This window comes from Verrucosispora sioxanthis (assembly GCF_010560025.1).
Taxonomy (GTDB): Bacteria; Actinomycetota; Actinomycetes; order Mycobacteriales; family Micromonosporaceae; genus Micromonospora; species Micromonospora palythoicola.
This window is the reverse complement of sequence record NZ_SAIY01000005.1, coordinates 276524-300583: the sequence shown is the minus strand read 5'-3', so window position 1 is coordinate 300583 and position 24060 is coordinate 276524. Positions and strand designations below refer to the sequence as shown.

Here is a 24060-nt window from a genome sequence, read left to right as displayed (position 1 = left end):
TCGCAGGTCAATAAAACAAGTAGCCGAGTTGAGTGCGTCGGATTGACCAGCTTCGGTGGTGTGGTCAGTCTAGGCCCCGCCCTCGCTGACCAGCCGTGGTCTGTGTAGGGGCGAGCAAAGGTGCTGTTCGACGGGCCTACTCGGTCGCCTCTGCTGTTATCCGTTGTGGACGCCGCCTCCTTGACAATCAAGGAGGCGAATCGATAGCCTGGCCGGTCGCTCTCTTGAGAACTCCCAGGGGGATCGCTCGATGGCTCTCGACAGTCCGAAGCTGCAGAAGTTGTTGAAAGATATCGAGTCCGGAGTATTGCAGCTACCGGACTTCCAGCGCGAATGGAAGTGGGACGACCAGCGTATCCGGGAGCTAATCGCGACGGTCACTCTCGATTATCCACTAGGTGTCGTCATGACGCTCGAGACGGGCGGCAGGAACCCGTTTAGGCCGCGTACACTCACCGGCGCCGAGGGTGGTAGATTCGTTATTCCCGACTTGCTACTGCTGGATGGTCAGCAACGGCTCACTTCCCTGTTTCAGGCCCTGCACCTCAGCCAGCCGGTACGGACCGTCGACGATCGCAACAAAGAACTTGAGCGATGGTACTACGTGGACATAGCCAGGGCCGTCGGTTCATCAACCGACCGAGACGAGGCCATCGTGTCCGTGCCGAAGGATCGGGTCCTCCGATCGAACTTTGCTCGCACGGTGAATCTCGACCTCAGCAGCCGGACGCTGGAGTGCCGAGCAAGACACTTTCCGCTGAGTGCCGTTTTCGACAGCGACAAGGTGACAGCCTGGCAGAGAGAATTCGTCCTCATGGACGACGCGAACTGGGATCTGTGGGCGCAGTTCGACCAACGAATCCTGCACAACATCCGGTCGTTCCAGGTTCCCATGATCAAACTGGCCGCTTCGACCACCAAGGACGCGGTTTGCTCCGTGTTCGAGCGGGTGAACACTGGCGGCGTCCCGTTGAACGTGTTCGAACTCCTTACCGCGACCTACGCAGGCGATAGTGAGTACGAGCAGAACCACGGCGACTACTACCGATTGCCGGACGCGTGGCAGGACATCAAGAAGAGCCTGGCAACCTCGTACCCGGTGTTCGGTCGTATAGAGCAGGGGATCGATGACGGGCTGAGCAGAAGCGATTTTCTTCAAGCTGTCACCCTCGTCAACACCTGGGAACGCAAGAGGGAGAAGCTGACCATGGCTGTCTCCTGCAAGCGGCGCGACCTGCTGAACCTACCGCTGGACGATTTTATCCGAATCTCGCCGGGGGTGGCGAGCGCATTCGAGTGGGTCGGTGAGTTCCTCAGTGAGCAGTTCATCGTACGCCAGACCGACCTGCCGTACCGGACTCAACTTGTCCCCATGGCCGCGGTGCGGGCGATCCTCGGCGAGCGTACGGATGAGCCCGACACCCGCGACCTCATCACCCGCTGGTACTGGTGCGGCGTACTGGGGGAGATGTATGGCGGGGCCACCGAGAGCCGCTTCACCCGCGACGTCGAGCAGCTCGTCGCCAGGGCGACGGGCGTGTCGCGCGTTATGCCCGACACCATCATGGAGGCTGCCTTCCTGGCTGACCGGCTTGATACCCTGACTACCCGAAACAGCGCGGCCTACAAAGGAATCTACGCGCTCCTCGTCAAGCAGGGGGCGGTCGACTGGTACCACAGCGAAGGTCCTCTCACCCCCGGCACCCTTCTGCAGCATGCCGTCGCCATCCGGCAGGTGTTTCCGAAGCCATGGCTCGCCCGCCACGTCCCTAACGACAGCCGAGGCAACTCGATCGTAAACAAGACACCGCTGTCCTATCGGGCGAGCAAGAGCTTGATCGGCTCACCATCGGCTTACCTTCAGGTGCTCGCCCGGGAGACCGGTACGCGGCCCGAATGGTTCGACGACGTGGTCGCCACCCACGTGATGAATCCAGCAACGCTGCACGAGGATGACTTTGAAGGCTTCTACGCCGATCGATCAGCCCGCCTTGTCGAATTAGTCAACGAGGCTATGGGCAAGCGCACCGTCTTCCGAGACGAGTCGGACCGGTGACCATGGCCGATGCCCGCCGCCCCAGTCGCCAAGAACTACTCGCGCTAAAGGGGCGAACTCTGCGGATCAGTGAGCTACTCGCGATGTTCGGCGAGCGGGTACGCAACTACCAGACCGTGCCAATGATTCAGGAGGCGCTACATGAGGTGGGGCTCGATACCCACCCGTCGTTCACCACCTGTGGGCTAACGACCGACATGCTGGTCGTCACCAAAAACGCGGCGCCAGCGGCCGAGGACGAAGCCGGAGAAGAGGTTCAGCTCGGTGCGCTGCCCCAGCAGTCCTTCAAGGTTGGCGATATCCCCTCGGCCCGCACGGGAATCGCCTCCGTCACGTCCAGTGCCCTGCTCAGTGCCGCTACCCACACGATGCGCCAAAAGAACTACTCGCAGCTGCCAGTAATCGACGGCCTCGCCGATCTCAAGGGTGTCATCACGTGGAGCTCGATCGCCGCCCGGTACGAGATGGGCGAGACGCCGACCCTCGCCAACTCGATGGTCCGAGACTCTATTCCCATGGCCGAGGTGCACCAGGAACTCTTCACTCACCTTCCTGAGCTTCGACAGTACGGCTATTTGCTAGTGCGGGAAAATAGTGGAAAGTTCGTCGGGATCATCACTGGCGCCGACATTACTGGACGGTTCCATGAGCTCGCATTACCCTTCTTCCTTGTTGGTGAGATCGAGTTCCGTCTACGGTTATGCCTGGGGCCGAAACTGACCGGAGACCCGGTTCGAATACTAAAAGGTCCGAGCCACTCGGGCGACTTCTCGAAACTGATGTTCGGTGAGTATGTCAGGTTGCTGGATGGCGATCAGTCGAATGAGAGGCTGCGCCTACACGCCAACGACAACTGGGATGCCCTGGGCTGGGGTGGGGTCGACCGGGTTCAGTTCGTAGCTCAACTGAATCGGGTCAGGGTAATACGAAATCAGATTGCGCACTTCGACGAAAAACCGCTCAGCGCCCAGCAAATCGACGAGCTGAGTGAGTTCTCCGGGCTGCTTAAACAGCTTTTCTGACGTCCAGCCGCCCTGGGCTGAAGCTGGCCAAGGCGGGTCCGAAGATGGAATGAGGTCTCGAGCGAGTAGTTGTTGGCTGGCGGTACGCGGCGACCAGAAACTCGTCGCGGAGGGCATGATCCCGTACTCGCATCTGCCGCTGACCGGTGTCTCGTCAGGGGCACTTGGATCGCGGTTACCTTGCCGTCCGCCGGTTTGACCTTCGGACGGTGCTCTTCGCTGGCGGCATCGCTGGTGTCGGGATTGGGGTATCGGTGCCCCATGGAACCGGCACGGTATTGCCCACCCATCCGGTATTTCGAACCGGGTTGATGTATTCACCGTGGTAGCCGATGGAATGCAGCAACAGCAGCGTGGCATAGCGGCGGTAGAGCTGCCAGGTGTCTTCGACGAGTCCGTCGTGCTTGTAGATCTGGTCCTCGGGTGTCTGCGGGTGGATTAAGCGGTTGCGCACGCGGGTGACGGCGGTCGGTCCGTCGAGTCGGTTTGCCTGAGCGAACTTGGCCAATGCGGGCAGCGCAGTCGGGTCGATGCCGGTGGGGATGTTGGCCAGTTGCAGGAGATACCGGAGCCGGTCTTCGGCGTAACGGTCTTCGTAGGCCTTGCGGGTCCATCGGTTGTTCAGGACGAGTTCGGTCCAGGCGAGGTGTTCCAGGGCTGGCGCCGCGGCCAGGATGCGTTGCTCGACGTAGCCAGCCTCTACGGCCTGAATGGCAAGGGACATCTGGAAGCGCGTGTTGCCCGGCTTGGCGGCGTCGTTGAACGCGGGGACGGCGCACCGGACGAGTTCGGTCAGGTCGTCTGGCCGTCCCCGGTAAAGGCACGGTGACCCGATGGACTTGGCCGGATCGCAGATCGGAGAGGTCCACATCTCCCAGGCCACTTTCCCGGTGGGGTCGTACCCGACCGGTAGGACAGGGGTCACCCAGCGGCCGAAAGCGAACGAGAACGTCACCCGCAGGCAGTCCAGGAGCCGCATGACGGCATCGACGTCGAAAAGGCTGTCATCGGTCCTGCGGATTTCCATCACGTGGGTGAACACGTAAAGATGCGTCTCGTGTGCGTGATCTAAGGCTTCGGTGTAGTCGGGTCGCGCGTCCAACGTCAGGCGCCAGCCATCGATGTCGGCCCGCCAACGCCCCAGCCACCAGCGCTTGGTGTCGCCGCTGGAGACGAACAGGCCGATCGGCCCGATGATGTTCGGCAGGTTCATCCACTGGACTAGGACTCGCTGCAGACGGGCGTTCGGCCGCAGGAACGCGGCGACGTTGATCCAGCCTTCGCCGCTGCTGCGCTCGTGAGCGTCGATGGTCCAATCCCGTCCAGCCCGTTGCACCGTGAGTGACGCCTTGCCGAGCTCGAGGCGGTGGTCTTCTGGTTGTAGCTCGGCTCGCCAGCGCACACCGACTCTCGGTCCACAGTCCAGCTCGATACGACCGAGCCGCTCGTCATCGGCGAGACCGGCGATCGGCCCTTCGTAGAGGACGACGGAGGCGCCCGGTGGATTGAAGGGGTAAACGGGCTGTAGCGGCGTTTCGTCGCGCGGGTCGTCGCGCAAACCCTGGCTCATTGGCGGCTACTCCTTACGTCGTCTGCTGGCCGCTGCTAGGGCAGCCGAACAGGATAGCCGTACCGCACTGCGATCTCAAGATCAGTAGATAGATGTGCTCTTCTGGCCGTGATCTAGGGGTTACTGACCGACTCGTGCGTGAGCAAGGATGTGACTGTGCGCCACGAGCATCATGTCTTCCACAACCCGCCGTCAGCGACGCCGGCCGAGGTACGCGCAGCGCTCGATCGCGGCGACCTCCCTGGCGCACTGGATGCCATGGTCGGCACCGCACTGTACGGCGACGGAGACTGGAAAGAGCTGCAGGAACTGCATCTCCAGCTGCTTAAGCACGACGACCGCCAAGTCAGCGCCCTTGCCGCAACATGTCTGGGACATCTGGCAAGGGTCTATTGCCAGCTGGACGAACGCCGAGTAGTCGCCGCGCTGCACCGAGCCCGGTCGGTTCCACACATCAGCGGTACCGCCGCCAACGCCCTGGAGGACATAGAAGTCTTCCTCCATCCGCGACGTGCACGTTGGCGCGGACGCGTGTGGAAGGCGATCCGTCGTTGGACGTGGATCTGAGTTCAATGACGGAAGTAGGATCTGCCGCGGGCACAGCCATCCGCATCTGGCCGCCGACCGGGCGTCACAGAACGTGACCAAGGGCGGCGGCATCCAGCGCGATCGTGCCGATGAGCGCGTATACGTAGAGTCTGGCGGGTGCGATGATCGAGCGCGTGACGTACATCCCGGATTTGGCACCCTATGACTACCACCCGGGAGCCCCTGACGCCGTCGCCATTGGTTGGCTGGATTGGAGCATGCCCTTTACTACAGGAGCCTGCCCGCCAGGCGTTCAAGATCGCTTGGTGAGCCTCGGCGTCAGACCAGTACGTCTCATGCGTGGGTACCACTACTGCCAGTTCTGCCTGGCGGCGGTCGAGCCTCAGCACGTGATTCGGGCGGACGTTCGGCTCTACAAAGCTCCCGATGTTGCCTGCGGGAACGGCGAGATCTGGCTCACCGGAGTGGACGGGACGAACTTCGCTGCACCGGCACTGATCGGCCACTACGTTGAAGAGCATCACTACCTGCCACCTGACGGCTTCATCGAGGCGGTTCGGACCGGTGTCCCCACCCCCGGCGTCGAATAGCGGGAATCCAGCTTCTGCCGCACTCGGCTGGCAAGTGAGGTCAGCCGGATCCGCACCGGAAGGCCGCGTAGACGCAGAGTGGCCGGTAGACGTCGCGTACGCATTAAGGGCGACGGCCTTGTGCAACTGCCGGAACTCGTGGAAGTGGTCTATCGCCAGGCCCTCAAGCGCTGTCAATAACCGGGTAACCGTCTGCGTCTCGGGCTGCGTCGGCCATCAACCATCCTGCCCCGCCGAGCGCGGTCAGTTCAGCGGGACCTTCGGCTCGACACTATCGTCGCGCAGAGTTACCGAATCTGCCGCGAGCCGCGCGCTACGCAGCGTCCCGCTGAGCCGGCCCGGGTTCCATCCGGACGTAGCCGAGATGAGGATGCTTCCTTCGGTGTCGGGATGAAACCGCGGCAATGCTGGATCTTGGTATCGTCGGCGCCCCTTCGGAGGAGGTGGGCGTGACCGACGTTGCTGTTGGGGGATCCTGTCGTAGCCATGCGGCGGTGGTCGCGGCTGCCGCTGTCGCGCTTGGCCTGCTCGCGTTTTCGGCCGACTCCGTTGCGGGCGGTGTGGGGCAGGTCTTGATCGCGCTGACCAGCAGCGGTTTCGTTTGGGGCTTGGCGGCGTTCCTGGTCGGCCGTTCTGCTGCCACGGCGAAACGAGCGGTTGGTAGTGCTACCGCGCTATTGGTGCTGGCCACGCTGCTCTATTACCTGCTTGTGCTGGTGGTCAGTCGTCGGTGGAGTGGGGGCACCCTGGAGGACGGCACGTCGGCCGACCTGCTGGGGCTGCGTTCGGTTGCCATGATGACGGCGCTGTGGCTGACCGGGTCCCTCATCGGGGGACCGGTGCTCGGGCTGCTCGGCCATATCGTGCGGGTCGGCAACGTGTCGACGTCGGCGCTGGCTGCGGGGTCGGTATGCGGCCTTCTCTCTGGCGAGGGCTGGCAGGCCGTGATGTTGGCACCACCCTGGCAGCTGTTGACAGTGTCCGACCCGTACCAAGCAGAATTCTTCCGCGGCGTTGTGGTCGGGGAACTCGTCAAGATCGTGCTTCCGATCGTTGTCTTGGCCTGGCTGGGTACAGCGCACCGCCTCTGGCGCGTGTGGCCGACGCTGCTTACCGCAGCCATCGCAAGCGGTGCCCTGAGTGCGGCGCTGTGGTACGTGCTCTACGCCGCAGCACACAGCATCTGAACGCGCCGGCCAGACCGCAGGCGCAGGGCGGTCAGGTGCGTCAGGCATCCTGATCTGCCGCCGTCCGCGTGCTGTCGGGGAGGCGCTGGCGCAGCCGGGTGCGGTGGCCTGCAGGGCTGCCTTGTACCGTGGCTGATCATCTATGGCTTATTGTCGTCCAGCGTGGACGGCGTTGAAGTTGTTCGGCTGGAGGTAGGCGGACTGAACTCGATCGCTCACCTACTGCCCAAGACCCGTGGCCGGTGCGGGGTGTACGAGTTGACCTTCGCCGACGGCCAGCGCTACGTGGGGCAGGCTGTAGATGTGGTGACACGGTTCTGCGCACACCGCCGGACGTGGTCCGACATCGTCGAGATCGCCTTCCAACGCGTCAACCGTAGCCAGCTCGACGAGGCGGAGCGTGATCAGATCCGCCGGCGCGAGGCAGCCGGGGTGCAGCTGCGCAATGTCGTACACACCGCGGGACGGCTCGGTGCCAGCGAACTGGACGTTCTCCTACCGCCAGCGGAGCAGCGACGCTGGCTGATTGACCACAAGCCGCAGATAGTGCGCCTCGGTAGCCGGCCACACGATCCCGTCCTACACCACCGGGGTCGATATCGCTTCACTCGACTGACGGCCGATCCGCGGTTCACCGACGAGCTGGCCCGCCTGGTGGGCACCTACCTGCGCGCCACGATACCGGTGCCGGAGCTGACGGAGCTCAGCTACTGGACGATCAGCGCGCTCCCGGCTACCAACGCCGCCACCTACCCGCGCCTGCTCACCGTCTCGGTGCACGCTCTGGAGACCCTGTACGTCTACCACGACAGACACACCCCGCAGGATCTGCGCCTCTGCATGAATATCGACCGGGCTGCCGCAAGATCGCACCTTCGTACTCGCCTCGGGCTGGCGTGGATGAACACGGTCGAGGCCCGCTACCGGATCCGCCCCGGGGTACTGGGACTGCACTTCACGTCGATCCGATCCGGCCACGATGCGCTCACCCACCCAGGAATCATCAATGCTGCCCGCAGGCTCAACCTGGACCTCATGCGCAAGGGCCCGGCGCTGAACTGGAAGACCCACTGTCCGGACCTCGTCGAGCGCGTCCTGTCCATCTGACCGGAACAATGCCAAACCAGCACTACCAAAGCGCCGACGGTGACCCGCGTCCAGTGACGTCCGAACTTCGGCCGCCGGACGCGCTTATGCCGGGTAGGAGTGGGTTTGCGTTGCTTGAAGTTCCCGCCGCGCCTCTGGCATGGCCCCGGAGGTCATGAATGCGGCTGGTCCGGCTGTCCACGTGTTCGGCCTGGCTCGCCTGGCCGACAGCGAGAGCTTCCTTTCCCGGGGCTGCCGAAACACTAGGGTCGCGCCCTCAACCGCCGGTTCCTCCTGCGGCGGAGCAGGATTAGGGCGGCGGTGGTCCCAACCGCGGCGGTCACCGCGATGGACACCGATCGATCGCGGCAGCGACGAGGGGGCGCGGCCGCCGGTGGCGCGATGGGGACAGGCGCCTCGGTGCGATCCTGCGATTGAGACGGTGGGGCCATGGCTTGCGGGTTTGCCGCGCGCTTTCGGCTGCGATTCAGCAGTAGCTGAACGGTGGCCTCGAGCACGAGCATGATGCCGCCGCCGGCGACTCCGGCCAACGCGCCGGCCATGAACAGGTCGCGCTGTTGTAGAGCCGCCGTGTCGAGCAGTTCGCCACGCAGGCGGTAGCTGAGCGGTCCCGCACCGCCTGGCAGTTCCCTGGTCCAGCGAAGGATGCCAGCGTCCGGTAGCTGCGGACTGGCGGTCTGCGCATTGAAGTCGTCGGGTTGGTTGTAGAGGCCGATGGTCGCCCTGGATTTCGGAGGCAGCGGGCGGAAGGCGATATCTCCGGCGGATGCGGGGGGTAGGGTTGTCAGTCCTGGTAGTACGTAGAGCAGCCGGGGCCCGGAGGCGCGCGTGCACGTGATCCGGCTGACACCGGACAAGACTTCCTGCCGCAGTCCCACACCGCCGCTGTCCAGCGAAACATGCGTGTACACGCACCGCGACATCGATCCGCCGAGCATGGACCAGTAGTCGCCATTCTCGGACTTTGGCTGCACGGGTTCCCACTTCACCGGCTGGTCGAATCTGTTGACCATGTCGATACCCGTGGCCAACTCGCCACAGAACAGGACAATGACAGCGGTTGGCGGCGCCGCCTCGGGCACGGCATCGAATTCGTGCTGCAGCACCAGCGATAGGGAGGTCGTGTCCGCCTTGCCGGTTCCAGGGCTGTAGGCGACGTCAACCTGCACCGGAGCGGTTACGTTGGTCTGGCGTGCGTCGAGCGCAACGGCGATCACGCCACGGTCGGTGAGTCGGGGACTGGGGCTGAAGCCGGTCGCGGCGAGTTGCCAGGCCCAGGCCGCCGCTCCCGCTGTCACAACGACGGCGAGGGACAGCAGCCAGCGGTTCTTGACTAGCTCATGGCGAGGTCCAGTCTCGGGCATTCGCCAACCGTAAAGGCCGTGCTCAGTCAGATACCGCTTCTACCCTGAGTGGTAGCGGGTGTCGGTCGGCTGGCCATGGGCGCGGTAGCGGGTCCGGGACGAGCGGATGTCTTACCTGTCGCTGGTTGTTGTCGTTGGACGGCCAGGGGGAGCGCCGGCAGTCAGATGAAGCTGAACATTCGTGTGCCGGGCGGCATCGGTGGGACAGTTGCGGGGCGGGTGGTGAGCCGGTGCATCCCGACCCGGAATTTGGCGTCGGCGGGGCTGGTGAAGGACATTTCGCTGAAGCCGTGCTCGGCGAAGCAGGCGCGGACGTCGTGACTGGGGTCGTGGCCGTCGTCGGTGCGTCCCCGGGTCCAGATCACGATGCCATCGGCGAGGACAAGGGTGTGCAGCATTGCGATGGTCCGGCGTACGTCGTTGACCGTGATGTTGCCGAACACGCCGCAGGCCAGGAGCAGATGCGCGGGCTGGATGTGCAGGTAGGTGTCCGTCGCGCCGGCGTCGGCGGTGCGCACGTCGATCCGGGGCAGGCCGAGACCGATTGCTGCGGTGCGGGCGCGCTGTGACAGCGTCGGGTCACGTTCGATGAGCAGGGCCTCGATGGTGCGACCGCCGTCGTGTTCGGCAAGGACCGGCAGCACGTCGCGTCCGTCACCGGCGCAGATGCTGATCAACCGTCGGGGGCCGTGTTCATCGTGGGGTGCTTCGGTCAATGCCCGGCGAAGGTCGTGCTGAACGACGTGCAGCCTGCGCGCCAGCGAGGAGTTCGGGGAGTCGTAAGCCTGGTGCCACTGGAGCCAGTCCTTGGTCACGACGGCATTCAACCAGCAACGAACGATGAGATCCGTAGGGGACGCCTGCCCCCGGCCACGTCTGGTCAACCGGTTGCCCTGCCTGGGGGCTACCGATGTGCGGCGTTCGGTGCGGGCTGGAGGATAGCGGCGATGAGGTGAAGTTGTTCCGGCGACAGGTAACATCCGTGGCGGCGGTAGGTGTGCGGTCCGAGGCCGACGAGGACGTCATCGACGTATTCCCATCGGCACGGCGTCCAGTACCTGCGGCTGTTGAGCAGTTCTTCGCTGATCTGACGCACGCCGGACCGGGCGCCGACAGCAGCCAGGGCTTCCGCGACCAGGTCGACGGCCTCGTGCGGGCAACTGCTCTCGGCGCAGGCCGGAACGAGCAGGAGTAGCCGCTCGGCCGGGGTGTGATTTGGATCCGGCTGATGCGCTGCGGCGACGACTTTCGGCCATGTGAACGCCGGCCCTCGGAAGTGTCCCTCCATGGCGGCGAGGGGGATCGACGCGTCGCCGGTGCCTGGATCGAGCACGTAGTCGATGCCGCCCTCGTCTTCGACGTTGCGCATGATGACGTGCAGGCGACGGGGCTCGACGAGTGGTAGGGAGAACACCGGCCATTTGTGCGGGTCGAGGAAGACGTCGACGATCTGCTCCAGGTCGGCGGGATCGATATCGAAGGCGTTCGGTTTCGACGCGGCTACGCCGACGGTGCAAGGAAAGTGGGCCAGAACAGCGCGTGCGACATCACGTCAGATCCGTCGACCAGCAGCGATCGCAGGATCGGCGGTTCATACCATCCCGGTATCCGAGGATGATCACCTCCTCATCATGGCGGTGCGGCAGCCACCGGGAGGACCAACGCCGTTGTCGATAGCTGCCGGCGAGGCGAGTGTCGACGAGGGCCCAGGTACTGGCCTGACGTCGTGGAACGCCGACACGATCATGTCAGGTTGAACAAGATCCCTGCCGGATTCACCGGGATCGTCAACGGCTTGAACGTGAGCCATCTCAGCGGCCCTGGACCTTAACCAAGATCGCGTTGGGGTGCGAGCGCAACCAGCAGGAGGCGCTCCTGGGCCATCCTGCTTGACGCCGTTGCCTGAGTCGTGGGGCCTGTGTTCCAGGGCGCAGTCTCGAAGCGGCTGTAACCGGTACGGAGGGCCTTGAACAGCCTCGCTACGGCTTGCACACCTGGTTGGGAATGCCGGCGGGCTGAGGTCGAGACGCATGAACGAATGTCGGCGGCGGCCGGGATTGAACACGTGTCGAGACGCCTTGAACAAGATCACCGATGTTCATGATCTGTTCAAAGGCCCTGGTGGCGTGGTGGCACAGCGCCGACCGGCACTCCTGTCGGACGGCACACCGTCATCACGAGGGAGCACCATCATGGACTGTCGTACCCCCGCCAGTGGCCCGGCCGCCGGGCCGCGTGGCGAGACTCTGCTCAACGACATCGAGTACCGGTTCCACCTGATGGGGCAGGGTCCGAACCCGCTGTCGGTGGACGGCCGAACCCTCGGCCAGGGGTTGCCCCGCCGTCGTATCGCCCTGCCCGAGTTGTCGGCGATCCTGATGCACCCATCCTGCGGGTACGCCGACCGGGACGCGGCGTGGCGACTCCTCGTGCAGCAAGCCCGCACGGGAGACCCAGCGTGGAGCGCTGGTTCGGTCGGCGTCGCGCTGCCGGGCCTGCGGTTCAAGGCGTACCTGCTGGCCAAGCTGTTCACCGGTGATGTGCAGGCCGCCATCGTCGAGCAATTCCTGCGCGCTCTCGGCACGGTCGACCTGGACAGGCCGGGCGTGGTCGGCAACCTGCTGTCCGCCGCGTTCTCCAAGGCCCGTACCGAGCTGCGTGACCTGGAGCCCACCTCGTCCGGGGCACCGAACCACGCCCCGGGCGCGGTGTTGCCGCCGGCCCCGTACGGCCACCCGGATCTCGTCCTCGCCCGCGCAGTCACCGCCGGGGCAATCACCGTCCAGGAGGCCGAGCTGATCGGCGCGACGTACCTGGAAGAGGTCAGCCTCACCGCCTACGCCGAGCGCACCGGCCAGCCGCGCTGGAACCTCTACAAGCGGCGCACCGCCGCCGTCGCCCGGCTGCGGGCCGCGATCGAGTCCGGTGAGCTGTCCGATCCGTACGCCGATGTGGTCAACGAGGCCACTGCGACGGTGGTCCTCGACGCGTCCACCGCCCGGAAGCGTCCGTAAGCAGCGCGCCTGAGCTGCGGTTCTCCAATCCGGGGCTCGGAATTGTAATCCCCTAGTGCGGGACTCTTCCGCGCAGGTGACCTTGTTCTGACCGGACCCGTTGACGGCGCTGACACCCGTACGGTCCCCGGCCCACCCGCCGCTTCTGGTGAGGAGGACGGCCGCGCCGGTCGGCACCACAGGTCACCCCGCATCGTCCGGTCCTGCCTTCGCCACCCACTCGCGCACCCACGCCCCGCTGCGGGCTGCGTCGTCGTGCGCACCGGAGGTGCCCAACCCATGAATCACTATCCCTTCCCGCGCCCCGAGGCGGCGGACCGCCGCCTCGGGGCCGGCAACTGCGGGCGGCCGTCCGTCCGCCGTCCGTCCCGATACCGTCCTCGGACTTTCCGCGCCGCGCTGCTACTCCTCACCGCCGCGGTGACTGCTGCGCTCGTTGCCGTGCCGCACGTGGCGTGGGCGGCCGAGCCCGCCCCGGTGGTGCTGGCCGCCGAGTCGATCCAGCAGGTCGCCAACAACATCCGTGCCTGGCTCGTTGGCATCCTCGTCGCCGTCGCCACGCTGTTCCTGACCGTCGGCGGCCTGCGGTATCTGGCCGCGAACGGCGATCCCGGCGAGGTCGAGAAGGCCAAGCTCGCGTTGCGGTCCGCCGCGATCGGCTATGCCCTCGCGTTGCTCGCGCCGCTGTTTGTGACCATCGTCGGCTCGTGGGTGGCGTGATGGCTGCCCATAGGATCCGATCCCGCTCTGTGGTCCGGCCGGTGGCGTTGCTGCTGCTCGGCGTGGTGATCCTTGCCGGCCTTGCCCTGACCTGGGTTGGGCCGGCGCACGCAGAGCCGAGCCCGGCACCCGGCCCGCCCGCTATCGCACCTGGCACGCCGCCGACGCCCGGCGTGCCTGACCCGGGCGTCCGCCCGCCGGGGGTGGATCCGTCTCCCTCCGCGCCGGCACCGACTCCCGGCCCGGCCCCGACGCCCGGCCAGCCCTCTGTCAGCGGTGATCCGGCCTGGTATGACGTCGGGGGTCAGGTCCGTAAGGCCGTGGTGGACCTGGTGGTGTGGGCCGCCGAACAGGCCCTGCAGCCGGTGATGGAAGCCCTCGGCGAATCGTGGCTGTCTACCCCGGACCTCACCGTCAACGAGCACGTGAAGGCGATCTGGACGACCAGTTTGGTCGTCGCCAACGGCGTCATTGTGCTGTTTATCGTGGCCGGAGGGTTCTTGGTCACCGCCCGGGAGACCCTGCAAACCTCCTACGGCCTCAAGCAGGTGCTACCCCGCATCGCCGTGGGCGTGGTCCTGGCCAATTGCAGCCTGATCATCGGGCAGAAGGCCATCGAGCTGACCAACGCGCTGACCGTGGCCATCGCCGGCAACACGATCGACGGCCCGAGCGCCGCGACGGTGATCCGGCAGGTCGTGGATGACGCCCTGCGCGGCGGCGGGTTCTTGATGGCGTTGCTGGTCATCGCGGTGATCGTGATGTGCCTCGTCGTGGAGTTCACGTTCGTGCTGCGGTTGGCGGCGCTGGTCATCCTGTTCGGTGTCGCCCCGGCGGCGTTGATCTGCCACGCCAGCCCGCTCACCGAGGGCGTGGCCCACCTGTGGTGGCGCTGCACGCTGGCCTGCCTCGGCCTGCAACTCGCTCAAGCCATCGTCGTCATGGCCGCCATCAAGGTGTTCCTCACCCCTGCCGGACCGACCGTGATGGGCATACCCGCCACCGGGCACGGCCTCCTCGGCGTCGTGGTGTGCCTGACGATGCTGTGGCTGCTGATCAAACTGCCGGGCTGGATGCGACAGTTCGTCCTCGGCCCGCTCGGGCAGCGCAACGGCCGAGGACTGCTCGGGCAACTCGTCCACGCCTTCCTGATGCTCAAGACGATCGGGGCAGCGGCCGGCCTCCTTGGCGGCGCGAGCCCGGCGCGGACCGCCGGACGGACGACACCTCGTCCGTCCGGTCCCCGTCCGTTGCCCGGTGGCCCCCGTCCGGCCCGTCCACCTCGCCCGCCCCGTCCGGGGACGGCTCCGGTCCCGCCGTCCCCGCCGGGACCGGCTGCGTTCAGTCATGCACCGGTCACCCATACGCCGCTGTCCGCGCCGTCCGGGACGAACGCCGCCCCGACCTTCAGCCGCCCAGCAGCCCCGTCCACACCAGCGGCACCGCCGTCCGGTGGTGTCCCGGCCGTGCAGTTTTCTCACCCGGACCCGGCCCAGCCGAGTCAGCCGTCCCCGGTCGCGCCACCGGCCAGGGTCGCCTTCAGCGACGCCACCACCACGACCCCGAGACCCACGCGTGGCGGTCCGGCACCAGCGGTGACGTTCTCGGCGGCACCAACACGCCAGAGCGCCCCACGCCGGCCACCTGCCCCGGTTACGCCGGTGTTCTCCGCAGCCCAGGCCACACCGGCACCCGGCGGGCAACGACGAACCTCGACCCCGGGGACACGGCCCACGGCGGCGCGGCGCGCCACCCCGAGCGGGCAACCCGTCGCCAACCCGGGCAGCCGTCCACCGCCCGGCGGGCAGCCACGCCCAGCACGCCCCGGCCCCGGCCACCGGCCCCGTCCGTCCCCCCGGCCCCGGACGGTCAGCGGTCGGCCCCGCCGCGCCCCTCCCCGTCGGGCGGTGTGACATCGGCGGGTCCGCGCGCCGTCCCTACCGGCCCGTCACCGTCCCCACCGCCGGCTCGACCGTCCGGTCCGGTGCGGCGTTCGTCATCGAAGCCGAGGGGTGATCAGCGATGAGCCGCCGCAGCGAAGAGGCCCCGCTGCGGGCTCGGGTGCCCGCCGATATCGAGCGCGCTGATCGGATCGCGTTCGGCATGTCGGGACGGCAGTTGGTGATCCTCGCCGTGGCGGGCCTGCTGCTGTATGCGGCGTGGACGGCGGTGGCGACGCTCGTGCATCCGGTGGTGTTCCTCGCGGGGGCGATGCCGGTCGCCGCTGGGGCGTTCCTGCTCGCGGTCGGCCGCCGTGACGGCATCAGCCTCGACGCCTGGGTCCTCGCGGCGCTGCGGCACCGCCGCAGCCCGCGCCGGCTCGTGCCGGCCGATGGGCCGGTCATCCCCGCTCCGGCGTGGGTGCAGACCGCCGCCGGGCCGGGTGACCGGCTGCCGCTGCCCGCACCGCTGCGGCTGCCCGCGAAGGGCATCACCGTCGATGGGCTGATCGACCTCGGCTCGGACGGCACGACGGGCCTGGTCGCCGCCTCGACGGTGGCGTTTGGGCTGCGCACCTCAGGCGAGCAGAACGCTTTGGTGGCCGGGTTCGCACGGTGGTTACACAGCCTCGACGGTCCGGCGCAGATCGTGGTGCGGGCGCAGCGGGTGGACCTGACCTACCTCGCCGACCGGTTCCTCGCCGCCGCCCCGGGACTGCCGCACTCGGCGTTGGAAGAGGCCGCTAACGCGCACGTGGCATTCCTCGATGACCTGGCCGCGCGGCGGGAACTGCTGCACCGACAGATCACCGTCGCCGTACGCAGCCGACGTGGCGCGCACCACACCGCCCACACAGCGGCCGAGACCGTGCGCGCCCTCGCCGGCTGCGAGGTGCCCGCCCGGCTGCTCGATGGGCCGGACGCGGCGGTGCGGCTCGCGGCCAGCCTCGACCCCGCCGCCCCGGCCCTCACGCCCTACTCCACATCTGACCGAGGTGACGACCTGTGAGCCTGTTGTCCCCACTGCTGCCGACGCGGCGGCCCACTGTGCCCGAGAGGGCGGCGATCCTGCCCGGTTCTCCAGATGCCGTCGAGGTCGACGGCCGGTTCGTGCGGGTCGGGGATGGCTACAGCGCCACCCTGGCTGTCGTCGGCTACCCGGCCGAGGTCGGGCCGGGGTGGGCCGAGCCGTTGTTGTCCTATCCGGGCCTGGTCGATGCAGCGTTCCACATTGAGCCCGTCGCGCCGGCGGTGGCCTCCGAGCGGCTGCGTAAGCAGCGCGGCCGGTTCGAGTCCTCCCGTCGGCAGGATGCGGCCAGGGGTCGCCTCGACGATCCCGAACTCGACGCCGCCGCGGCCGACGCCGCCGAGCTGGCCACGCGGGTCGCCCGGGGCGAGGCGCGGCTGTTCCGCCTCGGCCTCTACCTGACCGTCCACGGCGCCAACCCCGACGACCTCAGACAGCGGGTGGCCGAGGTGCGGTCCCTGGCCTCCTCGCTGCTGCTGGACACCGCGCCCGTGACGTGGCGGCAGTTGCAGGGCTGGATCAGCGGCCTACCCCTCGCGTTCGACGCGCTCGGAATGAAACGGGTCTTCGACACCGACGCCCTCGCCGCAGCGTTTCCGTTCACCAGCCCCGTCCTGCCCGACACCGCCGGGGACAGCGGCATGGGGGTGCTGTTTGGGCTGAACCTGCACTCGGCCGGCGTCGTGGTCTGGGACCGGTGGGCGCAGTCCAACTACAACGCCGTCATCCTCGCCCGCTCCGGAGAAGGCAAGTCGTACCTGGCCAAGCTCGACCTGCTACGCAACCTGTGCCTCGGCGTGGAGGCGTTCGTCATCGACCCCGAAGACGAATACCTACGCTTGGCCGACGCGGTCGGCGGCACCGTCATCCGTCTCGGCGCGTCAGGGGTGAAGATCAACCCGCTCGACCTGCCACCCGGCGACGATGCCCTCCACGACCGGGCACGGTTCATGCAGACCTTGGTCGCGGTCATGGCTAGCGGCGACACCGCCGTCAGCCCGCCGCTGCCCGGCGACGAGGCTCGATCCCTCGACGTGGCGGTGCTGGCCGCGTATCGGGCCAAGGGCATCACCACCGACTCGCGCACCTGGAAGCGACCGGCGCCGCTGCTGGCCGACGTGGTGGCCGCGCTAGAGGACACCGACGACGCCGGCCGTCGAGTAGCAGCCCGCCTGCATCCCTACGTCGCCGGCAGCATGAAGGGCCTATTCGACGGGCCGACCACCACCGCGCCACTTGGGCACCTGGTGGTGTTCGCCATCAAAGACCTCCCCGAGCAACTTCATCCGGTCGGGACACTGCTCACCCTGGACACGATCTGGCGCACCGTACGCGGCGCTACCGCCTCCGGTCAGCGGCCGGATGTGCTGCGGATGGTGCTGGTGGACGAGGCGTGGAAGCTGCTCTCCGGCGGTCGCGGCGGCCGGTTCCTAGAGACCCTCGCCAAGTCCGCCCGCAAGTACGGCACCGGCCTGACCGTCGTCACTCAGGACGCCGCCGACGTCCTCGCCACCAAGACCGGCCGCGCCGTCGTCTCCAACGCAGCAACCCAAGTGCTGCTCAGGCAGGCACCGCAAGCGATCGACGCCGTCGCCGAGGCGTTTGGGCTCACCGACGGCGAGCGGGCATTCCTGCTGTCCTGCCAACGCGGAGACGCCCTGCTCGCGGCCGGGTCCGCGCGGGTGGCCTTCCACAGCCACGCCTCCGCGACCGAGCACGAGTTGATCGTCACCGGCCCAGTCACTGGCACGCCCACTCGCCGCCGCTGACCTGGACTGTGAACCGCCCTGCGCCACTGCCGATCGGAGTTCGCGATGGTTGCCTCCTTCACGCTGGTTCCACCCCCGCCGTCGTCGCCTTCGGTTCCCGCTGGCTGTATGCCCGGCCAGGGCGGCGTTCCCGATTCCATTGTGGGTGAGCTGCTGTGCGGCTCCTGGGGTAACGACGCCACCGACGCCGTATGGCGTCTTGTCCGCGACCGGTGGCCAATGATCCTCGCCGCTGTCGCGGCGCTCATCGGCGTACGGATCGGGTGGACGTGGTGGCGGCGGCACATCTGGCGGCGGCACGCTGCCGCCGCGCGGTGGCTGGAGATCACCCCGCCGGTGACCGCCACACCGGCCGCGACGGTCGGTCTGTGGCGGCTGCTCGCTACCGTGTTGCCCGCGCCTCGCCGGTGGGCGCTGCGTCCGGCCCGGCTGGTATGGGAGGTCGCCGCCGACCCGGAGGGGATGCGCTGCGGGCTGTGGCTACCGCCTGGGGTCAACCCGACCGCCGTGGTGCGGCTGCTGCAACGCGGCTGGCCCGGCGCACGAGCCGAACAGACCCGCCCACCGGCCGTCCCGACGACCGGAGCCGTCGTTACCCTCGCGGTCTGGCCCACCCAGCCAGAGTGGCTGCCCCTGGTCGAGAACACCACATCGGCCCCGCGCCGAGGCGTGGACGCGGGAGCACCGGAAGAAGACCGGCTGCGAGCCGTCTATGGCGGGCTCGCCTCAGCTGGGCGTACCGGCGCCGCAATCCTGCAAGTCCACCTCGGCCGGGCACCGGCTCATCGTCTGCGGGTGCTACGCCGGGCGATGACCAACCCGCAACGCGCCCGCCGCCCCCGTGGGGCATCCCGCGCCGTCGGGCTGCTCGCCGATGGGCTGCACATGCTGATCATCGGCGTCTTGAACATCTTCACACCCAGCCCGTCGAGCCCGAAGCGGCGCAGCAATCCGACCGACCCGTACACGGCCGAACTGGCCCGGCAGGCGCGGGCGAAGTACGCCGACGCACCTCACCTGCTCGTCGCCGTACGCACGGTCGCCGCCGGTCCCACCAAGGCCGCCGCCCGCGCTGCCGCTGCTGATGTCAGCTCCGGCTTCGGGTTGCTGTCGGCGCACTTCACTCGCCGTCGGCTACGGCGCGGTGCGGTCGCGGCAGCCGACCGATGGATGTCCGAGGCCCGGATGAGCCTCGTCTCTGTGGTGGAAGCCGCCGCCCTCGCCGGATTACCCGCCGAACCGGCCGTCTACGGCCTGCCTGGCGCGGCGTCACGCCGCCGGGCCGCCACCCGCGACATCTTCCGGACCTCCGGTGGGGTGATAACCCGCCGCTCAGCGACGCAGGCGGAGTCCGGTGCGACCGAAAACGACGACTCGCCAACCGCCTGGAGCTCCCCATGAACAAGACCAACACCACGGCACCCGTGCGCACCTCCCACCCGGACAGCCGCAGGCTGAACTTGGTACCACTTGATGAGCGGCACGGCCTCGGCGGCAAAGTCATCGGTGTCGCCAACGCCGGACCGCCGATGCGAGTGGGGATCTCCCTGCCCGACTGCCGCTACCACCTGCATGCCCTCGGGCCCACCGGCACGGGCAAGACGACTCTGCTGATGCGGATGATCCTCGACGACGTTGCAGCCGGGCGTGGCGTGGCCGCGTTCGACCCGGCCAAGGGTGACCTCATCAGAGACCTCCTCGCCCGGCTACCAAAAGACTGTGGTGACCGCCTGGTCCTCATCGACCCAGACGAACGAGCCGCGCCACCGGCGATCAACCTGCTCGACCCGGCCGTGCACGGCGGCAGTCCGCACGACGTGGCCGCGAACCTCACGGCGGTGATGGCGAAGGTGTGGTCCCGCTGGTGGGGACACCGCACCGCCGACATCTGCTACCACGGCCTACTCACCCTCGCCCACCTCGAAGGCGCCACCCTCACCCAGCTACCGCGGTTGTTGTCCGACTCCGAGTGGAGAACCGCGCGGGTCGACACCGCCACCAGCAGGCTGAACGCCTGGGAGGGCAACACCCTCGGCGAATTCTGGCAAGGCTTCAACGAACTGCCCGCCACGCAGCGCTCTGGCCTGATCGCCCCGCTGCTGTCCCGACTGCGCCTCGTCCTCGCTCACCCGATGGCGAACAGCGTGTTTGGGGTGCCGGCCACCACGTTCTCCTTCGCCGACATCCTCGACGGCGGCGTCCTACTGGCCCGCCTACCCAAGGGAGTTCTCGGCGAGGACGGCACCCGCCTGGTCGGCTCCCTGCTCCTCGCAGGGCTGTGGCAGGCCACCACCGCCCGCGCCCGCATCCCCGAAGACGACCGCCCCGACGCCATGATCGTGCTGGACGAGTGTCACAACATCCTGCATCTGCCCATCGGGCTCGATGACGCCCTCGCCGAGGCTCGCGGCTTGCACACCTCGTTCGTCCTGGCGCATCAGTACCTCGGGCAGTTGTCGGGGGACATGGTCGAGGCGATCGACGCCAACGCCCGGAACAAGGTGTACTTCGCCCTCGCCCCCCGCGACGCTATCGACCAGGCCCGGCATCTGCGGCCCTATGTGGACGACGGGGACCTGATCCGCCTCGGCGGCTACGAAGTCGTCCTGCGCCCTGTTGCCGGTGGCCGGGTCGTCCCACCGGTTACCGCCGACACTGAGCCCCCGCCGCCGGCCATCGCGGGGCGTGCCGGCGAGCTGCGCCGCGCGGCCCGCTATCACACCGGCCTGCCGGTGAAGCAGCGGCGGCGACTGCTCAGCGAAGCCGCTACCGCCACGGCCACCACCGAGTCTTCCGTCCCGGTCGACGCTGCGGTCAGTGACCTGGTGGGTCGCAACACCTTCGCTGCTCGGGGCGAGGGTTCTAACGAGAGGTCTAACGAGCGATCCAACGAGGAACGCAACGACCACGAACAGCCGGGTGAACACGCCCCCTTGAATACGTCGTACGCGCACGTGGACGGGGGTGAGGAGGACCCGTGGACCGGAACCGACTGATAAGAGATATCCCTCCTACCCGCACATCTGCCACCGGCAGTCTGCGCCTCACGGCGTCCGTCGTGGCCGCCGAACTCGGCCGCCTCACCCCCCGAGACCGGCTCCTGCTCGACCTGCTCGACCAGCACCGAACCTTCACCACCGATCAGCTTGTCGACCTGGCCTTCGGGTCCGTCGGTCGTGCCCGCAACCGCCTCAACACCCTTCATGATCGAGACATCCTCGACCGGTTCCGGCACTACCAGCGGCCCGGGTCGCAAGCGTGGAGGTGGACCCTCGGCCCGGTCGGGGCGGCCCTGCTGGCGGCCGGACGCGGCGAGACGCTACCCCGTCCGGCGGCTGTGCGCGACGCCACAGCCCGCCTCGCCATGTCCCCGACCCTGACCCACCTGCTCACGGTGAACGGGTTCTTCGTCGCCCTCACCGGCCATGCCCGCACCCGCCCCGCCGCGCGGCTGGTCAGGTGGTGGAACGAGGCACGCTGCCGGGAGGCGTGCGGCAACCTGGTCCGCCCGGATGGGCACGGCGTGTGGGCCGACAACGGCCGAACGGTGCCGTTCTGGGTCGAGGTCGACCTCGGCACCGAAACCCTGGGCCGGGTGGTGGGCAAGCTGACCGGCTACGGCGTACTACCGCCCCGCCGCGCGTACCCGGTGCTGTTCTGGCTACCCACCGCCGCCCGTGAGACCAACCTGCACACCCACCTGCGCCGGGCCGGGCTGCCGGACGGAATGAGCATGGCCACCGCCGCCGCCGACCACGCCGCCGCGTCCGGCGGCCCGACGGGGCCGGTCTGGCGCATCGTCGGCCACCCCGTCCGGGTGAGTCTGGCCGACCTACCCGCACCGGGTGGTGCGGCGTGGGACGGGTAGCGCTGTGGGTCGCGGTGGGGGCTGCTGTGGCGTTGCTGCTGCTCACCTCCGCTACCGCAGGAGTCGTCTCGTCGGTGTTCGGCGGGGGTGGGGCCGGGGGTGGCGCTGCGCCGATCAGCGCCTCTGGATGGGCTCGCCCGGTGGTGGGCACGGCTGGTTCCGGCTTCCGTACCGCCGATCGGCCCGGCCACGACGGGGTCGACATCATGGCCCCGAAAGGCACCGTCATCCGTGCCGCCTCCGACGGCGTGGTGGTGCGCGTACGGTGCAACGTCGGCGGTGAGTCATGGGAACCGACCGGCGCGCCGATGCCGTGCGACAGCGACGGGTACCCCGGCCTCGGCGGGTGCGGTTGGTACGCCGACATCCGCCACGCTGGTGACATCGTCTCGCGCTACTGCCACATGGTCCGGCAGCCGACGGTAACGGTCGGGCAGACGGTGATCGCCGGGCAGCCGATAGGCCGCGTCGGAAGCTCCGGAAACTCCTCCGGCCCCCACTTGCACTACGAGATCCACGAGGGCGGCAACAATGCGGTTGACCCGGTGCCGTTCATGCGGCAAAGAGGCGTAGTGCTGTAAAGCCGTGAAGTGATTTTCCCGCACCATGTGAATTCGCTTCCGTGGGGTGCGGTGACCGTCGCGCGTCTGGGTTTGCCGGACGCGTGGCGTCATGGTTGACATCCCGAAAACCGGTACCCCGTAAGACAACGTATGCGGGTCGCACCCGTGCCGACCCTGTGCGGGGTGGGGAGGTGCGCCGAACGTGGCGCAGCGTCCAATTGGGGTCGTTTAATGGCGCACCGTGCGGCGGTAAGGGTTTCCGGATAGGAGGATGGAAGCGGTGTTGTGTCGCCCCCGGTAAAGAGTCTTGGGTGGCGGGGTTGACAACCATTGGTCATCGAGCGTCCATGGACGTGGGCAACGAAAACCGCCCCGGCGAAACCGCAAACAATACGCATCACGCGTACGTGGAATCGCTGTTTGTCGACCCCTTTTTGTGGAGGTGTATTGCCATGACCGCGAACATCGTTCTGACCCCCGGCACCGACGAGGCCCGGTCCGCCGTCGTCGAGGCGCTGCGCGAGCACCCCGGCGTCACCGCCCGCAAGTTGGCCGGAACGGCGAACCTGCCGCTGCCGGTCGTCACCGAGGCGCTCACCGCCATGGAAGCCGCCGGTACCGCCACCCGCACCCCTGACCCGGCCAAGGGCAACCGCAGGAGCGCCGACACCTGGGAGGCCACCACCGACCAGAGCGCCGACAACGAGCCGACGCCCACCGGCGACACCCCGGCCACCGACGCGCCGACGGGCACCGCTGACGACGAGGCCACTACGGACGCGACGCGAGACGCGGCCGACGAATCCGCCGTCGACAACGACGGGCCGGCCACCGCCGACGAGCCGAAAACCGAGGACGCCCCGCCAACCGACCCGACGACGGCCACGACCAACGGCGAGGCCAGCACGGGTGCGACGCCGGACGCGGCCGACGAGGCACCCCTGCCCGAGGCCCCGGTGTCCGGTGCTCCCGTGTCCGGGGCACCGGTCGGCCCGCGTCAGCCTGACCTCAAGGTGTTGATCATGGCTGGGGTGTTGGGTGGGCATCCGGACGGGGTCACGGCTGACGCGGCGATCGGGGAGAGTGGCCTGTCGGTGGCGATGGGTGACACCATCCTAGCCGCGATGGAGGTTGCCGGTGCCGCCCGTCGCCTGCCAGTCACCGAGGACGGTAACGAGCTGTGGGTCATCGGGGACGGTGACCTCGCCACCGTGGACCCGGCTAACGCGCCGACGCACTCGACGTGCCCGACGTGCGGGCACACCCGCAAGATCCGCCGTCCCTCGGCCCGCCGTGCCACCGGCATCGGTCGCACCACGGGTGAGATCAACAGCGACGGGTCGGCCAAGTTGGGCAAGAACGAGTTGCGTAACCGGGTCGAGGCGTTCATGCGTGACCTCGGCCCCGGCCACGACGTGACCCCCGGCACCGTCGCCCGTGAGATCGGCGGGCGGAGCCCCGGGGCGGTCCGCAACGGCATGGAGAAGTTGACGGGGTTCGGGGTGCTGGTCCTGACCCGTGAGGCCCCGGAAACGTACGCCCTCGCGGACAACCCGCCCGCCCCGACCGCCGAGGTCCGCGCGTTCATGGCCCCGCCGCAGGCCGACACCACCCCGCCCGCCGGTGACCAGACCAGCACCGACGAGGCCGGCACCGACGAGGCCACCGCCGCGCCGGTAGCGGCCTGACCTACCGCCCCGCCGGGGTCGGGCAC

19 protein-coding genes and 1 pseudogene are annotated in these 24060 nt (G+C 67.9%); 16 read left to right on the top strand and 4 right to left on the bottom strand.

Translation table 11 applies throughout. The features are described 5' to 3' along the window. Positions 1–250: 250 nt before the first annotated feature. Both ENC19_RS17075 and ENC19_RS17070 read left to right on the top strand, forming a co-directional pair. The gene (locus ENC19_RS17075) at positions 251–2056 is read left to right on the top strand and encodes a GmrSD restriction endonuclease domain-containing protein (protein WP_164448149.1); all 1806 of its coding nucleotides are present in this window, start codon (positions 251–253) and stop codon (positions 2054–2056) included. A 2-nt stretch (positions 2057–2058) separates the two neighbouring features. Next, complete coding sequence (locus ENC19_RS17070; protein ID WP_235944890.1) at positions 2059–3078, top strand: CBS domain-containing protein; 1020 nt, start codon at positions 2059–2061, stop codon at positions 3076–3078. A gap of 175 nt (positions 3079–3253) precedes the next feature. On the opposite strand, the gene ENC19_RS17065 is transcribed toward ENC19_RS17070, so the two are convergent. After that, positions 3254–4648, bottom strand: a complete 1395-nt coding sequence (locus ENC19_RS17065; RefSeq protein WP_164448147.1) for a hypothetical protein — start codon at positions 4646–4648, stop codon at positions 3254–3256. 138 nt (positions 4649–4786) lie between these two features. On the opposite strand from ENC19_RS17065, the gene ENC19_RS17060 reads away from it, so the two are divergent. The 4 genes from ENC19_RS17060 (at position 4787) to ENC19_RS17045 (ending at position 8081) form a co-directional block, all read left to right on the top strand. Further along, entirely contained in the window at positions 4787–5215 is a 429-nt protein-coding gene (locus tag ENC19_RS17060) for a hypothetical protein (RefSeq protein ID WP_235944852.1), read from the top strand. Between the two features lie 143 nt (positions 5216–5358). After that, positions 5359–5787: a DUF7919 family protein gene (locus tag ENC19_RS17055; RefSeq protein ID WP_164447948.1), complete on the top strand. Its 429-nt coding sequence runs from the start codon at positions 5359–5361 to the stop codon at positions 5785–5787. A 449-nt stretch (positions 5788–6236) separates the two neighbouring features. Continuing rightward, complete coding sequence (locus ENC19_RS17050) at positions 6237–6974, top strand: hypothetical protein (protein WP_164448146.1); 738 nt, start codon at positions 6237–6239, stop codon at positions 6972–6974. A gap of 162 nt (positions 6975–7136) precedes the next feature. After that, positions 7137–8081 (top strand): GIY-YIG nuclease family protein, encoded by a 945-nt coding sequence (locus ENC19_RS17045; RefSeq protein WP_164448145.1) that lies wholly within the window; start codon positions 7137–7139, stop codon positions 8079–8081. Positions 8082–8323: 242 nt separating this feature from the next. On the opposite strand, the gene ENC19_RS17040 is transcribed toward ENC19_RS17045, so the two are convergent. The 3 genes from ENC19_RS17040 to ENC19_RS17030 form a co-directional block, all read right to left on the bottom strand. Next, positions 8324–9445 carry a hypothetical protein gene (locus tag ENC19_RS17040; RefSeq protein ID WP_164448144.1) on the bottom strand — a complete coding sequence of 374 codons (1122 nt, stop codon included), beginning with the start codon at positions 9443–9445 and terminating at the stop codon, positions 8324–8326. Between the two features lie 161 nt (positions 9446–9606). Further along, positions 9607–10260 carry a class I SAM-dependent methyltransferase gene (locus tag ENC19_RS17035; RefSeq protein ID WP_164448143.1) on the bottom strand — a complete coding sequence of 218 codons (654 nt, stop codon included), beginning with the start codon at positions 10258–10260 and terminating at the stop codon, positions 9607–9609. Positions 10261–10349: 89 nt separating this feature from the next. Next, on the bottom strand, positions 10350–10859 hold the full coding sequence (locus tag ENC19_RS17030; RefSeq protein ID WP_164448142.1) for a hypothetical protein: 510 nt from the start codon (positions 10857–10859) through the stop codon (positions 10350–10352). A gap of 778 nt (positions 10860–11637) precedes the next feature. Here ENC19_RS17030 and ENC19_RS17025 point away from each other — a divergent pair. The 10 genes and pseudogenes from ENC19_RS17025 (at position 11638) to ENC19_RS16980 (ending at position 24034) form a co-directional block, all read left to right on the top strand. Further along, positions 11638–12459 carry a hypothetical protein gene (locus ENC19_RS17025; protein ID WP_164448141.1) on the top strand — a complete coding sequence of 274 codons (822 nt, stop codon included), beginning with the start codon at positions 11638–11640 and terminating at the stop codon, positions 12457–12459. A 279-nt stretch (positions 12460–12738) separates the two neighbouring features. Next, complete coding sequence (locus ENC19_RS17020) at positions 12739–13179, top strand: pilin (RefSeq protein WP_164448140.1); 441 nt, start codon at positions 12739–12741, stop codon at positions 13177–13179. Beyond that, on the top strand, positions 13179–15092 hold the full coding sequence (locus tag ENC19_RS17015; RefSeq protein WP_235944851.1) for a hypothetical protein: 1914 nt from the start codon (positions 13179–13181) through the stop codon (positions 15090–15092). The genes ENC19_RS17020 and ENC19_RS17015 overlap by 1 nt, the downstream gene beginning before the upstream one ends. Positions 15093–15201: 109 nt before the next feature. Beyond that, positions 15202–16128 (top strand): PrgI family protein, encoded by a 927-nt coding sequence (locus tag ENC19_RS17010; RefSeq protein ID WP_164448139.1) that lies wholly within the window; start codon positions 15202–15204, stop codon positions 16126–16128. After that, positions 16125–17915 (top strand): VirB4 family type IV secretion system protein, encoded by a 1791-nt coding sequence (locus ENC19_RS17005; protein WP_164448138.1) that lies wholly within the window; start codon positions 16125–16127, stop codon positions 17913–17915. Before ENC19_RS17010 ends, ENC19_RS17005 begins: the two co-directional genes overlap by 4 nt. A 141-nt stretch (positions 17916–18056) precedes the next feature. Next, the gene (locus tag ENC19_RS17000) at positions 18057–19316 is read left to right on the top strand and encodes a serine/threonine-protein kinase (protein WP_164448137.1); all 1260 of its coding nucleotides are present in this window, start codon (positions 18057–18059) and stop codon (positions 19314–19316) included. Continuing rightward, positions 19313–20911, top strand: a complete 1599-nt coding sequence (locus tag ENC19_RS16995) for a type IV secretory system conjugative DNA transfer family protein (protein ID WP_164448136.1) — start codon at positions 19313–19315, stop codon at positions 20909–20911. Before ENC19_RS17000 ends, ENC19_RS16995 begins: the two co-directional genes overlap by 4 nt. 62 nt (positions 20912–20973) lie before the next feature. Continuing rightward, on the top strand, positions 20974–21783 hold the full coding sequence (locus ENC19_RS16990) for a replication-relaxation family protein (protein ID WP_164448135.1): 810 nt from the start codon (positions 20974–20976) through the stop codon (positions 21781–21783). Between the two features lie 107 nt (positions 21784–21890). Beyond that, positions 21891–22364, top strand: a pseudogene (locus ENC19_RS16985) (M23 family metallopeptidase); the annotation flags it as partial. 434 nt (positions 22365–22798) lie between these two features. Then, a complete protein-coding gene (locus ENC19_RS16980; RefSeq protein ID WP_164448133.1) occupies positions 22799–24034 on the top strand; it encodes a hypothetical protein in 1236 nt (411 codons plus the stop codon). The last annotated feature ends 26 nt before the right edge of the window (positions 24035–24060 follow it).

Excerpts from the sequence above, each read along its gene's own strand:
- ENC19_RS16995 (WP_164448136.1), top strand. The coding sequence starts at position 19,313 with ATGAACAAGACCAACACCACGGCACCCGTGCGCACCTCCCACCCGGAC.
- ENC19_RS17075 (WP_164448149.1), top strand. The coding sequence starts at position 251 with ATGGCTCTCGACAGTCCGAAGCTGCAGAAGTTGTTGAAAGATATCGAG.
- ENC19_RS17040 (WP_164448144.1), bottom strand. The coding sequence starts at position 9,445 with ATGCCCGAGACTGGACCTCGCCATGAGCTAGTCAAGAACCGCTGGCTG.
- ENC19_RS17010 (WP_164448139.1), top strand. The coding sequence starts at position 15,202 with ATGAGCCGCCGCAGCGAAGAGGCCCCGCTGCGGGCTCGGGTGCCCGCC.
- ENC19_RS17025 (WP_164448141.1), top strand. The coding sequence starts at position 11,638 with ATGGACTGTCGTACCCCCGCCAGTGGCCCGGCCGCCGGGCCGCGTGGC.
- ENC19_RS17015 (WP_235944851.1), top strand. The coding sequence starts at position 13,179 with ATGGCTGCCCATAGGATCCGATCCCGCTCTGTGGTCCGGCCGGTGGCG.
- ENC19_RS17065 (WP_164448147.1), bottom strand. The coding sequence starts at position 4,648 with ATGAGCCAGGGTTTGCGCGACGACCCGCGCGACGAAACGCCGCTACAG.
- ENC19_RS17055 (WP_164447948.1), top strand. The coding sequence starts at position 5,359 with ATGATCGAGCGCGTGACGTACATCCCGGATTTGGCACCCTATGACTAC.
- ENC19_RS17070 (WP_235944890.1), top strand. The coding sequence starts at position 2,059 with ATGGCCGATGCCCGCCGCCCCAGTCGCCAAGAACTACTCGCGCTAAAG.
- ENC19_RS16980 (WP_164448133.1), top strand. The coding sequence starts at position 22,799 with ATGACCGCGAACATCGTTCTGACCCCCGGCACCGACGAGGCCCGGTCC.
- ENC19_RS17020 (WP_164448140.1), top strand. The coding sequence starts at position 12,739 with ATGAATCACTATCCCTTCCCGCGCCCCGAGGCGGCGGACCGCCGCCTC.